Consider the following 14492-nt stretch of genomic DNA (forward strand, 5'->3'; position numbering starts at 1 on the left):
CCCTAGACTTTAGTCGAAGATCGGCGACTGCTTTGCGTGAGTTCTGATCTAATACCGGGATCGCCAGGAATGTGCATTAACTTTGTACATATCGATTCAGCGCTCCGGATAGCCAGATCAGACCCATGGAAAGCTACAGGGAATCACAGAAGCACCTTGCCCGTCCGTACCGCAAAGCCGTGCTGAAGACGCTGCTGATCCTTACTGCCATCAGCGGTGTGCTGTTTTTTACGCTCAATGTCCAGCGAGAGAATTATCCCCTGGCCTTTGCCGAGCTTGGCATGGCGTGCTACTCGGTTTTCATTTTCTGGGCAATCGGCAATACCAAACACCTTGAGCGCTGGATTCTGGCGTTCATCCTGCCCTTTTGCATCACCATGATGTTCGCCCTCACATCACCCCGGGCCACAACCACCGTGTTTGCCTGGGTTCTGTTGATCCCCATCCTTTCTCATCTTCTGATGGGTCGAAGGTTGGGCCTTCTGGTGTCCGCTGTTTTCATGGGTACGGCGGCCGTAATTTTCTTCTTCAGATACCATGATGCTCCAGAGATGATGCAGCCTCTGCCTATTGCCAATATGGGACTGATGTCACTGACCATTCTCGCCTTCTCCCATATTTACGAGATCACCCGGGAGCAATCCGAATCACGCCTGCTGAAAATGGCCCAGACCGATGCACTGACCGGCCTCGCCAACCGGGCACGCCTGAGCGATGTATTCGAACAGGAGCGCAAACGCAGCCTCCGCAACGGGACCCCGCTTTCCATGCTGGTGCTGGATCTCGACCACTTCAAACAGGTCAATGATCAGCATGGTCACGAGGCCGGCGACCTTGCGCTCCGGCATGTAGCCAGCACCCTTCGCGCTTCGCTGAGAGCCACCGATCTGGCCACCCGGCTGGGTGGTGAGGAATTCGCCATTCTGCTCACCAACACCACGGCAGACCAGGCCCATCGGGTGGCAGACAAGATCCGTCATGCCATTGAATCAAACCCCGTTCCTTATCAGGACCAACCCATCGAGCTCACCGTCAGCGGCGGCATTGCCCAGTTTGGTCCGGACGGCGCAGACCTGCGCAGCCTGATCGGCCGGGCGGACCAGTACCTCTATCACGCCAAGGATTCGGGCCGTAACCGGATCATCAGTTCTGACAACGGTCTTACCCCCTGCGAAGCGTAACAAACTCGTTCACACCCACTTGCAACGCGCCAGCGTGTAGTAAAGCAGAGGCACGACCACTACGGTCAGCAAGGTGGACATGGCCAGGCCAAATACCAGCGATATCGCCAGGCCGTTAAAAATCGGATCGTTCAGAATAAAGTAAGCACCCACCATCGCCGAAATGGCCGTCAGGGCAATGGGTTTGATCCGTACCGCGCCCGCCAGAACCACCGCTTCATCGAGCTCGACACCCTCCTCGATCAACTGCCGGATAAACACCACCAGCAGGATGGAATTGCGTACGATAATGCCGGCCAGGGCAATCATGCCGATCATGCTGGTGGCGGTAAATTCCCGCCCCAGCAGGGCATGACCGGGCATGATACCGATCAGCGTGAGGGGGATGGGGGCCATGATCACCAGCGGCAGAATATAGGACCGGAACTGGGCCACCAGCAGTACAAAAATCATGAACACGCCCACGCTGTAGGCGGCACCCATATCCCGGAAGGTTTCGTAGGTGATCTGCCACTCGCCGTCCCATTTCAGGGTGCCTTTTTCCGGCAATGGAGGCTGATCAATGAAATACTGCTCCGGTGCCCCCTCCTGTTGGTTCAGACGCTCAACCATGGCAAACATGCCGTAAAGCGGTGAATCAATCTCGCCCGCCATGTCCGCGGTAACGTAGGTCACCGGCAAAAGATCCTTGTGATAGATCGCGCCCATCCAGTCGGCGTCACGAACCTCGGCAATGCTGGCCAATGGAACCAGCGTGCCATCGCGACTGCGCACGCTCAGGGATAACAGTACCGATGGCTGGGCCTTGTCGCCCTCACTGAGAATCACCCGGATCGGAACGGGGTACTTGGCATGATCGTCATGCAGGAAGCTGACATTGGTTCCGCCCAGGGCCGTCTGAAGGGCAGAAACCACCTGGGCCTGGGACACGCCCAGCCGTGCCGCCCGTTCCCTGTCCACCACCACTTCCCATTGCCGTGTGGGCGACTCCAGTGTGGTATCGATATCCACCAGGCCATCAACCTGGGTCATGCCCTCGGCCACCTGCCGGGCCAGTTCAGCCCGGCGGGCCTCATCCACCGCATAGATCTCCGCCACGACCGGTGAAAGCACCGGCGGCCCGGGCGGCACCTCGACAATCTTCACGCTGGCACCATACCGCTCACCGATCTCGGTCAGCGGATCCCGGAGAGACTGGGCAATATCGTGGGACTGCCGGTTCCGGTTCTCCTCATGTACAAGGTTTACCTGAATATCGCCGTGATAGGGGTCGCCACGCAGGTAATATTGCCGTACCAGACCGTTAAAATTGATCGGCGAGGCGGTACCGGCATAGGTCTGCCAGTTGGCCACTTCCTCCACCGTTTCCAGGTGGCTGCCCATTTCCATCAACACCCGCTGGGTCTGCTCCATGGGCGTGCGTTCGGGCATATCCACCACCACCTGCAGCTCGGACTTGTTGTCAAAGGGCAGCATCTTCAGGATCACCGCCTGGAATACCGGCAGCGAGGTGGCCGCCAGGGTCAACCCCACCACGCCCAGTGCCAGCAGACGGCGCCGCCAGGGATGATCGCCCAGGAAGGGACCCAGCACCGTCCGGAAAATTCGCAGGGACAATGGGCTGACGCCGTCGGCGGAGCTGGAAGCCTCCTCTGCTTCGGCGGCCTGCTCCCCCTTCTTGTGCTTGAGAAGCCTGAAGGCCAGCCAGGGCGCCACCACAAAGGCGACAATCTGTGACAGCACCATACCGGCCGAGGCGTTGATCGGAATCGGGCTCATGTAGGGGCCCATCAGGCCACTGACAAACGCCATCGGAATCAGCGCCGCCATGATGGTGAGACTGGCCATGATGGTGGGCGTGCCCACCTCGTCCACGGCAACGGGAATAATGTCCTTCACCGCCCGCCGGGAGTTCTGGATCCGCCGGTTTATGTTCTCGGTGATCACGATGCCATCGTCCACCAGAATGCCGATGGAGAAGATCAGCGCAAACAGGGAGACGCGGTTCAGGGTGAAACCCCAGGCCCAGGAAAACACCAGGGTCAGCAGCAGAGTAATCAGAACGGCAATACCCACAATCAGGGCCTGACGCCAGCCCATGGCCGCCAGTACCAGCAGCACAACGCACAGGGTGGCGGAGATCAGATCGGTGATCAGTTTGCGGGCTTTCTGGGAGGCGGTTACACCATAGTCCCGGGTGACCAGCACTTCCACGGATTCCGGCAAGGCCCGGTTGCGCAACTGCGCCAGGCGTTCTTCGATAGCCGTGGTGATATTGATGGCGTTCTCGCCCGGCTTCTTGGCGATTGCCAGGGTGACGGCCGGGTAAACCTGCCCGGGCCGGCCGGCCTTGCCGCTTTCATGGGCCGGTCCGAATCCGGTCATCACACTCTGGTCTGCCACGGTGCCACCCCGGCTGACGTCCGCCACGTCCTCCAGGTACACGGCAGCGCCGTTATGCATGCCCACCACCAGGCGTCGGACATCCTCCACCGTTTCCAGAAGCGTTCCGGCCTGGACCGGTATCGACAGGTTGTCCCGGGTAATCCGGGCCTCCTGGCTGCTGGTATTGGCCGCGGCCAGCGCGTTACGGATATCGTCGATGGTCAGGTTGAAGCCGGCCAGCAACGCCGGATCGAAACGAATATCGACGCGGTCCGGAATGCCGCCGGTGGTATAGACATCCCGGGTGCCGGGAACCCGCTTCAGGGCAACTTCCAGCATGTGCGCCAGGCGGGTCAGTTCCTCACCGGTATGCCCGTTGACCGGATCGTAGAGGGTCAGGGTCATCACCGGAACATCATCGATGCCCCTGGGCTTGATCACCGGCCGGGTCGCGCCCAGATTGGGCGGCAGCCAGTCCTGGTTGGAATAGACCTGGTTGTAGAGCCGCACCAGGGCTTCCTGCCGCGGAATGCCCACCTCGAACTGCACCGTGATCACCGCCTGACCCTGGCGAGACACCGAGTAGACGTGTTCCACGCCCTGGATCTCGCTCATCACCTGTTCGGCTGGCGTTGCTATTGCGCTTTCCACCTCACGGGTGCTGGCGCCGGGAAACGCCACCATGATATCGGCCATGGTGACATCAATCTGGGGCTCTTCCTCTTTGGGTGTAACCACCACGGCCAGCACACCCAGAATGATCGCCAGGATGGCCAGCAACGGGGTGAGGTGGTTGTTCTGAAAAACCCGGGCAATGGCCCCGGATGGACCAACGGGCGGTAAATCACGGCTCACGGATTCGACTCCTCGACCGTGTCTTCAGACAGATTCAAACGTTCGCTGCCCACCAGTTCGGAGGGGTTCGTGACCACACGCTCGCCTTCACCGAGGCCGGCCAGGATCTCCAGCCTGCCGTTATCCCGCACCCCCGTGCGCACCTGGCGCAGCCGGGGCTGATCCTGCTCATTCAGCACGAACACGGCCCTCAGCTCGCTGCGCTGAATCAGGCTGCTGGCCGGCACCCACAGAGCCTCCCGGCTGGCAACCGGCACGCTGACTTTCACCAGCATGCCGGGAAACAGGGAGCCGTTGGGTTCACTCAGGCGCATCCGCAGACGAAACGTGTGGGTTTGCGGATTTGCATAGGGGTAGAAGGTCATCTCACCGGTTTTCAGCACCCGGCCATCGGCCAGGGTAACCTGCGCCTGACGCTCCGTGCGGGCCAGTTCGGCGTATTTCTGGGGAAGGTCCACCACAACACGAAGCTGTTCCAGGGATAATCCACTGAGCAACGGCTGACCGGGACTGACGGATTCGCCAACCTCGACATGGCGCTCGGTGAGGATGCCGCCATAGGGAGCCTGCACGCGGGTATAGGAGAGTTGCTCCTGCGCCTCGGAAACCGCTGCCCCGGCGCGCTCGACCCGGGCCCGGGCGGCGGCGAGGTTGTTGCGGGCCTGGTCGAACTCCTGCCGGGACACAAGACCCCGTTCGTGCACCGCTTCAATACGTTCAAAGCGCTGGCTTGCATCCGCCAATGCCGCTTCAGCCTCTTCCAACCCGGCCTGGGCCTGACGCAAACGGGATCGCTGCTCACTGTCCTCCAGCTGGACAATCAGGTCACCAGCGGCAACGGAATCATCCACGTCGTAGGGCAGGCTCTGGACAGTGCCACTGGTCTGGGCAGAGACCGTACTCTGCTGCACGGCTTCAATAACGCCATCGAGGTGGACGGTTTCGTGCAGCTCGCTGCGCTCGGCAACTGCCGTCGTCACTGGCGGGGAAAATGATGCCTGCTGCCCGTGTGCCGCCGTGGCCAGCAGGCCCAGAGTTACAATCAATCCTGCGGCAGCCATTCGCCCCATGGGGCACCTCCGAGACATTCTGGTTATTTATTAATAACCAGAGATTATCAAAGTTTGCACCCGGAAAACACGGCAGGAGCAGCTAGCCGGCCGACACGCGAGTGCCCGCCGAGCCGTCAAGGATGGCCACCGCATCCTGCAACCGGCCGATGCCGCTGATCCCGCCAGCCTGGGCAAAATCGCAGGCGGCGTGCAGTTTTGGGCCCATAGACCCGGCCGGCATATCCAGTGCCCTCGCTTCGGCCACTGTCAGTTCGGAAAGTGGCGTAGACTGGTCGGTACCGAAATCCCGGTAGACAGCATCCACATCGGTAAGCAGGAGCAGCGCGTCAGCGCCCAGTTGCCCGGCCAGCAATGCGCTGGCGGCGTCCTTGTCGATAACCGCTTCAATGCCCACCATGCTGCCGTCTTCCCGACGCAGCACCGGTATTCCACCACCGCCGGCACACACCACGACTACGCCCTGGTCGAGCAATAACTTCAGTACGCGCATGTCCGGTATTTCCAGCGGTCTCGGGGAGGGCACTACCCGGCGCCATTTGTCACCGTCCGGCGCAATGCTCCAGCCAGCAACCGCTGCCCGTCGCTCCGCCTCCTCGCGGTCATAGACGGGTCCGACAAACTTGGTCGGTTTTTCGAACGCAGGGTCCCTGGGGTCGACTACGACTTGGGTCAGCAGCGTCGCGACCGGCCGGTCATGGCTGAGGGCATTTTCCAGTTCCTGCTCGATCATATATCCGATCATGCCCTCGGTTTCCGCGCCCAGGACATCCAGCGGATAGGCCTCATCCGGCTTGTAGGAGGCGCCCTGCAAGGCCAGTAACCCCACCTGTGGACCGTTGCCATGAGTGACGACCAGATCGTGGCCGGCACGGACAATGCCTGCCAGCGAAAGCGCCGCGGTTTTCACGTTTTTGCGCTGGATCTCGGCCGTCAGCGGCTCGCCGCGTTTCAGAAGGGCGTTACCCCCCAAAGCTGCCACCACCAGCATGTCAGCCTCCCAGGGTCGCCACGAGGACGGCCTTGATGGTGTGCATGCGGTTCTCGGCCTGGTCAAAAACAATGGAGGCCGGGCTTTCAAAAACCTCGTCAGTCACTTCCATGGCATCAAGGCCATAGGTCTCCTGAATCTCCTTCCCCACCACCGTCTCGGTGTTGTGAAAGGCGGGCAGACAGTGCATGAAACGCGCCCTCGGATTGCCGGTTTTCGCCATCAGCGCTGCGTTGACCTGGTAAGGCATCAGCAGTTTGATGCGTTCCGCCCATTTTTCCTTGGGCTCGCCCATCGAGACCCAGACATCGGTATAGACGAAATCGACACCAGCAACGGCGGCATCAACGTCGTCAGTGATGGTGATCCGGGCACCGGTTTCAGCCGCCAGCGCCCTTGCCTCGTCCTGAACCGCCTGATTTGGCCAGCAGGCCTTCGGCGCACACAAGCGCACGTCCATGCCCATCTTGGCGCCGCCAATCAGCAGACTGTCGCCCATGTTGTTGGCGGCATCGCCGATAAAGACATAGGCCACCTCCCGCAGCGGCTTTTCCACATGCTCCTGCATGGTCAGGAAGTCCGCCAGTATCTGGGTGGGATGGAATTCGTTAGTGAGCCCGTTGTAGACCGGCACGCCTGCATACTGCGCCAGCTCCTCAACAACGGATTGTCCGAACCCCCGGTACTCGATGGCATCGTAGACCCTGCCAAGAACCCGCGCCGTATCCTTCACCGATTCCTTGTGGCCGATATGGGTTCCGGTCGGCCCCAGGTAGGTAACCCGTGCCCCCTGATCAAAGGCAGCAACTTCGAACCCGACCCGGGTACGGGTGGAGTTTTTCTCGAAGATCAGTGCAATGTCCTTGCCCTCGAGTTTCGGCACTTCCGTGCCGGCGTACTTGGCGGTTTTCAGATCCGCGGACAGCTTCAGCAGAAAACCGATTTCCCTCGGCGTGAAATCCCGAAGCGTCAGGAAGTGCCGGTTCTTGAGATTGAATGCCATAACGTTTCTCCTTGGCTGTCAAACGGCATCCCGGATAGTCGGGCAACTCATGCAGCGACCGCCGCCCCGACCCCGGCCCAGCTCGGCACCGGGTATCGTCAGAACTTCGATGCCGGCGGCCGCCAGGGCGGCGTTGGTATCATCGTTGCGGTCATAGCCGACAACCACTCCAGGGCTCAATGCCAGCACATTGTTGCCGTCGTTCCACTGTTCCCGCTCTCGTTCTTCCGGCGTGTCGCCACCGGTTGGCACAACTTCCAGGGCCGGGTAGCCGAGAATTTCCGCAACCACCTCGAACAGATGCCGGGAGTCCTGATTGAAGGACAGCGTTTTGGCCCCCTTACCGGGACGCAGGTCGTAGCAGACCACGGCATCGGCCACCTCTTTGAAGGCAGTGACCACATTGCCGCCACAGAAGGTAAACACGGTATCCAGATGCATGTCGGAACGGGACTTCGGCAACTGGCAGGCAATCACCCGATCTACCATGCCGCCATCAAACAGGGCTTTTGACAGCTGGCCGATGGCCTGGGGCGATGATCGTTCGCCCATGCCCACCAGCACCGTTCTGTTCCCCAGCGGCATGACATCCCCACCCTCCAGAGTGGCCAAGCCATGATCTTCCAGTGGGTCGCCCCAGTGCACGTTCACCTTGCCGGCAAATTTCGGGTGGAACCTGTAGATAGCGGCCATCAGAAGGGTTTCCGGCTTACGGGCGGCCCAATACATGGGATTCAGAGTAACCCCGCCATAGACCCAGGCGCTGTTATCCCGGGTGAACAGGAAATTGGGCAGTGGGGGCAATACGAACCCGAAACGTCCCAGGTGGTTGCCGAACAGACCGACCGGGTCGAAGGGCAGGTCCCCCACCTCCAGGCCACCGATCAGGAATTCGGCCAGTGCCTTTTCGGGCAGCTCGTCCATCCAGGCCCGCAGATCCGACACCATGCCCACGCCGATGTGATTCCAGTTGATCCGGTGATCGAGAATCCAGGCGCGGCCTTCCAGAATCGCCAGCGTTTCCGCCAGCAGCTCGTTGACATCGAGAACCTCGACACCGCGGCCACGCATGACAGCGGCGAACACGTCATGATCCTTCTGGGCCTGCTTGACCCAGAACACATCATCGAACAACAGGGCATCGCAGTTGGACGGGGTCAACCGCCGATGAGCCAGCCCAGGCCGGCAGATGATGACCTGGCGCAGGGTCCCGGTCTCAGAGTGCACTCCAAGTGTTTGTTCAGACATGACAAAGCTCCTTTTGTCGAATGCTCACAACAGGGTGCCCAGGCTTATGATCACGGTGATAAACACGGTCAGAATAAGCAGCAAAGGCCAGATAAACGCGAGCCAGCGATCGTAGGACACCCGTCCGATGGCAAGCCCGCCAACCACGACCGCAAAGGTGGGGTTGATCAGATTTACCAGGCCATTGGCAGACTGGTAAGCAGTCACCACCAGGTCTCGCCCGACGTTGGCAAAGTCCGCCAGCGGGGCCAGGATCGGCATGGAGAGGACGGCAAGCCCGGAGGACGAGGGCACGAAGAAACTCATGCCAACCTCGATCCAGAACATCAGGTTGATGAACGCCAGTTCCGGCAGACCACCCAGAGAGGTTTCGGCGCTGTGGAGGATGGTATCGGCAATCATGCCCTGCTCCATGATCACCACGATGCCGCGGGCAAGGCCGACCACCAGGGCAACGCCGAGCAGGTCCCGGGCGCCATCGACAAAACTGCCGGTAAGCTTCTTTTCACCAAGACGGGCAATAATGCCGATCACAATGGCTGCACCAAAGAACAGGGAGCCCATCCGGGCCATCCACCAGCCCTGGGATGACACGCCCCAGATCATCACGGCAAACGTCAGGGCGAAGATGACCAGGGCAATCATCTGCGTGGTTGTCAGGCTGGCGCTGTGGATCTCGCCATCATCGTCCTGCAGAAACAGCTTTTTGTGCGCGGGCCATTGTTTTGCCACCACCGAGCGGGAGGGATCCGCTTTAACCCGATGGGCATATCGCATCACGTAGCCGATACAGATCAGCAGACCGCCGATCAGCAGAATAAAACGCAGTACAATGCCATCCGTAAACGGGATACCCGCCGCATTCGCCGCAATCACAGTGGCGAACGGGTTGATGGTGGAACCCAGCACACCAATCCCGGCGCCAACCAGGATGATGGCGACACCCGTTACCGCATCGTATCCGGCAGCGAGTATTACCGGGATCAGAATGGCGTAAAATGCCAGGGTTTCCTCCGCCATCCCGTAGGTCGTTCCGCCCAGGGCAAACAACGTCATCAAGATGGGAATCATCCAGATTTCGTGGCCTTTCAGATGCCGCATCGCGCTACGGATGCCGGTATCTATGGCACCAGTGGCGTTCATCACACCGAGAAAACCGCCCAGGAACAATATGAACATGGCGACATCAATGGCATTGGCAACGTAACTGTCGGGATCGTAGAAACCGGCCGTCGGTGCCAGCAGGACATCAACGAACCCCTGCGGATTCGGATCGACGGTCTGGTAAGTGCCCGGAACCGCGACTTCTCGCCCGACCTCCTCATTCATGGCGCGCTCATACTGCCCGGCCGGGATAATCCAGGTCAGCGCGGCCACCAGAATAATCAGGCCGAAAAGGATGGTATAAGCGGTGGGGAACCGGGAAGCGAGCTCGGTTTCGGGGTTTTCTGGCAATTTTTCGTCTTCAGTCACGATGCGTCTCCTTTCCTGAATCGCATTGTGCAGACAGGTTCTTTCCGGGAACCTCAGGGGCTGAACACTTCCTCAGCGGTTGCGCACCACTGGCTCAGATCTGCATGGCTAGAGCATAGTTCATGAAGTGGGATCGCAAGTTGAGATAGAGCAAGTTTTGATCAGCCATAAAAAGGCCCCGGGTGGAGGAGTTGGTTCCACCCGGGGCAAGAATGTCACCCGCCGGCTATGAGAAGCGGGTAACCGCCATGCAAGGTCTTACCACCTGGCTGTCAGTGCGGCACGCAGGGTCCGGCCAGGCTCATTAACTCTTACGGCTTCGGGGTTAAATGGATCAGTATTGGCCCGGCTGACGTGGGGCGCCCAGGTGTTGTCAAACAGGTTATCCACTGCCCAGCTGACACTCAGATAGTCTGCGAGGGGGTGGCTTCCCGACAGGTTCAGCACACCGTAGCCCGGTGAAGGGCCGGGATCCTGCCCGGATTCCAGATCCACGCGGTCCTGGCGACGGGCCAGCACCCACTCCAGCTCAAGAGCATGGCCCATGCGCTGCCAGCCAAGGGTCTGAATAAACTGCACCGGCGGAATCTGCGGCAGCGGCTTGTTCTCGTCGCGGTTCTCGCCCCTTACAGACGCCAGACTGCTATTGGTGCTCCAGGTGCCGTTGCTCCATCCAAGCTGCGCCTCAACGCCCATCAACCGTGCATCAATATTGCGGTAGACACTGACCTGATCGGCATTCCGGGTGCGCAGAACAAAATCATCCACCTGATCTACCCACACGGCCGGGCGCCAGTGCCAGGCGTTGCTCTGGCCGGGCATCGCCAGTTCCAGCTTGCGGTGGGTCTCAGGGTCCAGGGCAGGGTTGCCCACCCAACGCCGTGACGGGTCCATGTTGTTCCAGCTGGCAATGTAGCGCTCAGTCACGCCCGGGCTGCGGACGCTATGGCTGGCGGTAACCACCAGTGACTGGATCGGGGAGAATCGCCAGTCGCTGCTGACAAAGCCACTGAAGTTGTCATCGGTAACGTCAGTATTCGTTGTGCCATAGATCGCCTGGTAGGCGTCTGCGGACGACATGACCATCATGCCACTGCCATACACCTTGTCGGCTGCCGATGCCGACATTTCCACGCGGTCGTAGCGCACGCCACCGCCAAGTTTTAACTCGGGCATGATCCGATAGAAACGCTCGGCGAAAAGGCCGAAACGATCGCGATCCACGTCGGGCCAGAGTACCGAGGTAAGCATATCGAGATTGGCTCCGCCGAACCGTTCGGCGTGCCAGTTATTGGTCTCGACATCCGCACCAATGGCCCAGTCGGTTCGGGCATCGGGACTTTGGTCCAGGGTCAGGCGCAGACCCCGGGTTTCGGTCTCGGAATCGGTCAGCATTTTCATCATGGACTCACGGAGACTGAAGTTATCCATGATGTGATCAACATCGGCCTGCCAGGCCAGCAGGTTCCAGTTGCCGTTGGCCACGGGCGAGCCCAGTTCCAGGCGCAGGATATCGGTATCGGTTTTCGGTGCATCCATGCCGGAGCCGGCGTATTTCACATCCCGTTCTTCCTGCCGGCTCACCAGCCCCTTGATATAGAAACCATTGTCCGCCTTCCAGGCCGCATCCAGACGAGCCTCGGAGTTCTTGTAGGCGCTGCGCACTTCGTTGCCGTCACCGTCCTCGTAGTCATCCGCCTCGTCGTAGCCACCTGAGAGCCGAAGCCAGGCACTGTCGCTGCCCACTGCCGCACTGCCATTGATCAACTTGCCATTGCCGTTATCAGCGCCGCCTACAGTCAGATGTCCAGTGGTGACAGAGTCATCAAATATGGGTGCTGCGGTGGTGGCAATAATCTGGCCACCGGTAATCGGGCCCCAGCGCAGGGTCTGGTTGCTGGTCCGCACCTCCAGCAAGGGCGCCAGTGCCGAACTCAGACGGCTGGTGGGCGGATCCATGCGATTCGGGCAGGCCCCTTCAACGCGAATACCGTCCAGAAGCACATCCACCCGCTCCTGGCTCTGGCCCCGAATGATCGGCTCCAGGCCGCGACCGCCCATTCGGGAAAGCGAAACGGAAGGATTAGCAGACAAACGTTCAACCGGCTCTGAAGCCAACGTACTCGACGCCTCTTCAATGCTTTGCCCTTCGGTAACCCGAATTACAGGCAAATCGGCAGAACTCTCCTGTGCCAAGACCCCGGCGGGCAGTGAAACCAATCCCGCAGCACACAATCCGATGAAACGCGTTCCAATTACCGTCGCCATACAACCTTATCCTGACCAGCTCTGATAGTTGGCGCCAATCATAAAGATCAACCGGCGCTTGCGCCTGAGACCAAATGCCGCATCCCCTCGGAGGTATTACTGCGTATACGGATGGAAAAAACCGCTAGAATGCCCGGTATGGAATGGCTGACCCACTCACAGACCGGATTTCAACAGACTGCCCGCTATCTGCTGGCCATGCGTTTGACTATTGTTGCGCTGCAGCTGATTTCGATCGCCGTTGCAGAAACCATGGTGACTCTGGCCCATCGCGCCGAAGCGGTTATCCTGCCCCTCGCCTATGGCGTGCTGGCAACCTTGGCCTGGCTCTGGTTTACCCGACGCCCGCCTCGCTCGACCCGGGTCGTCAGCCTGGTGCTGATTGTCGATCTGCTGCTGATCGGAGCCTGGCTTTACCTGACGGGCGGCTATACCAATCCTCTGGTCTCCCTGTTGCTGCTGCCTATCGCCGTTGCCATTGTGCTGGTACCGCTGAGCCAGAGTATTGCCGTCACCGTTGCCGGGGTGGCGGTCTATACCTCCCTGGTGATCTGGCATACCCCGGTAACCCATGAACATCACAGCGCCAACCTCGCCCAGCTGCACCTTGTCGGCATGTGGGTCACCTTCGCCACCACCGCCGCCATCCTGCTACTGGTTGTCGGCGCGCTGGCCCGACGTCTGCGCCAGCAACAGGCCCAGCTTGCGCAGATACGGGAGACTCGGCTTCGGGATGAGCAGATCATCGCCCTGGGGCTTTCCGCCGCTGCCGTCGCCCATCGCTTGGGCACACCGCTGAACACCATGACGCTGCTGGTGGAGGAAATGAAATCCGCAGTACCGGGGGGTGAGCCCATGGCAGACGATCTTGCGCTGATGGAGAGTCAGCTGGGTCTTTGCAGTGGCCACCTGCAACAACTGTCTACGGCGGCTGTACAGGCCAAAACCGCACAACTGGAAACCCTGAGCGCCCGGGACTGGGTCGCACGCCTCCGGGAATCAGCCACCCTGCTATGGCCGGGCGCCGCCATTCAATGGCGACAGCCGGTACCGGACTGCCCCGTTGCCGTGGACGCCACCCTCGATCAGGCCGTCCTCAATGTGTTGGCAAACGCGGTGACAGCCAGCCCTTCCTGGGTCGCCGTTGCCGCCAGGGAGAGTGTCGACGGCTGGATGGAATTGGTTGTCGAGGACCATGGCGATGGTCTGGAATCTACCCCTGAAGGTACGCTCGGAGACAGGGTGGTCAGCTCGGAGAACGGGCTCGGAGTTGGCCTTTTCCTCTCCAACGCCACCATTCAGCGTCTTGGCGGCACACTGAAAGCCCGGGGCAGCGCGGAAGGCACCACCATCATCATTGAACTGCCGATAGCGGCAGCGACCAACAGCCTATCGGGAGACCAGGCGTGAGCAAACAACAGGCGTGGCTATTGATTGATGACGATGACGCCTTTCTGCAAGTACTTCAGCGTTCACTTGGCCGCCAGGGTATTGAAGCCCAGCTTGCCCACGGGCATCAGGAGGCAAAAAACGCCCTGCTGAATGGAACATTTCACCGGTGCGTGCTGGATCTGAACCTGGCCGGTGAGAGCGGCCTGCAATTGCTACCGGAGTTGCTCGACATGCATCCGGATCTGGAAATTCTGGTGCTCACCGGTTACGGCAGTATCGCCACGGCGGTAGAGGCCATGCGCCGGGGGGCGGTGAACTACCTGTGCAAGCCGGTAACCGTCAACCAACTGCTGGCCGGGTTCGAACCCATTGACGCCCCGCCGGACCTCCGGGCAGAACCACCGTCGGTAGAGGAGATGGAGTGGGAACACATCCAGCGAGTTCTCAACGAAAACGAGGGCAACGTCTCAGCCACCGCCCGGGCCCTGAACATGCACCGCCGTACGCTGCAACGGAAACTCCAGAAACACTCCCGCTGGCGCTAACCTGCCCGTATGGGTATCTGGCAAAAAAATGATATCCATCAATTCAGTTCGACCAATTACCCATGGATTTACAGGGGCATT

Annotated in this window: 10 protein-coding genes; 3 read left to right on the forward strand and 7 right to left on the reverse strand. The window is 60.2% G+C overall.

Going from position 1 to position 14492, the window contains the following annotated elements:
- Positions 1-125 precede the first annotated feature (125 nt).
- Complete coding sequence (locus KEHDKFFH_RS13070) at positions 126-1181, forward strand: GGDEF domain-containing protein (protein ID WP_104322332.1); 1056 nt, start codon at positions 126-128, stop codon at positions 1179-1181.
- Between the two features lie 9 nt (positions 1182-1190).
- Here the strand turns inward: KEHDKFFH_RS13070 and KEHDKFFH_RS13075 are convergent, their stop codons facing one another.
- From KEHDKFFH_RS13075 to KEHDKFFH_RS13105, 7 genes are all read right to left on the reverse strand, one after another.
- The gene (locus KEHDKFFH_RS13075) at positions 1191-4421 is read right to left on the reverse strand and encodes an efflux RND transporter permease subunit (RefSeq protein WP_104322333.1); all 3231 of its coding nucleotides are present in this window, start codon (positions 4419-4421) and stop codon (positions 1191-1193) included.
- Entirely contained in the window at positions 4418-5491 is a 1074-nt protein-coding gene (locus tag KEHDKFFH_RS13080) for an efflux RND transporter periplasmic adaptor subunit (protein WP_104322334.1), read from the reverse strand. The genes KEHDKFFH_RS13075 and KEHDKFFH_RS13080 overlap by 4 nt, the downstream gene beginning before the upstream one ends.
- Positions 5492-5573: 82 nt before the next feature.
- A complete protein-coding gene (gene arcC, locus KEHDKFFH_RS13085) occupies positions 5574-6482 on the reverse strand; it encodes a carbamate kinase (RefSeq protein WP_104322335.1) in 909 nt (302 codons plus the stop codon).
- Position 6483: 1 nt separating this feature from the next.
- The gene (locus tag KEHDKFFH_RS13090; protein WP_104322336.1) at positions 6484-7485 is read right to left on the reverse strand and encodes an ornithine carbamoyltransferase; all 1002 of its coding nucleotides are present in this window, start codon (positions 7483-7485) and stop codon (positions 6484-6486) included.
- 18 nt (positions 7486-7503) lie between these two features.
- A complete protein-coding gene (locus tag KEHDKFFH_RS13095; protein ID WP_104322337.1) occupies positions 7504-8733 on the reverse strand; it encodes an arginine deiminase in 1230 nt (409 codons plus the stop codon).
- A gap of 24 nt (positions 8734-8757) precedes the next feature.
- Positions 8758-10206 carry a YfcC family protein gene (locus tag KEHDKFFH_RS13100; RefSeq protein ID WP_104322338.1) on the reverse strand — a complete coding sequence of 483 codons (1449 nt, stop codon included), beginning with the start codon at positions 10204-10206 and terminating at the stop codon, positions 8758-8760.
- A 258-nt stretch (positions 10207-10464) separates the two neighbouring features.
- Complete coding sequence (locus tag KEHDKFFH_RS13105; protein WP_241956500.1) at positions 10465-12378, reverse strand: TonB-dependent receptor domain-containing protein; 1914 nt, start codon at positions 12376-12378, stop codon at positions 10465-10467.
- Positions 12379-12612: 234 nt separating this feature from the next.
- Here KEHDKFFH_RS13105 and KEHDKFFH_RS13110 point away from each other — a divergent pair, with 234 nt between their 5' ends.
- Complete coding sequence (locus tag KEHDKFFH_RS13110) at positions 12613-13884, forward strand: sensor histidine kinase (RefSeq protein ID WP_104322367.1); 1272 nt, start codon at positions 12613-12615, stop codon at positions 13882-13884.
- Positions 13881-14411 (forward strand): response regulator transcription factor, encoded by a 531-nt coding sequence (locus tag KEHDKFFH_RS13115; RefSeq protein ID WP_064229218.1) that lies wholly within the window; start codon positions 13881-13883, stop codon positions 14409-14411. The genes KEHDKFFH_RS13110 and KEHDKFFH_RS13115 overlap by 4 nt, the downstream gene beginning before the upstream one ends.
- Positions 14412-14492: the final 81 nt, after the last annotated feature.

It is taken from the genome of Marinobacter maroccanus (assembly GCF_002933275.1).
Lineage (GTDB): Bacteria > Pseudomonadota > Gammaproteobacteria > Pseudomonadales > Oleiphilaceae > Marinobacter > Marinobacter maroccanus.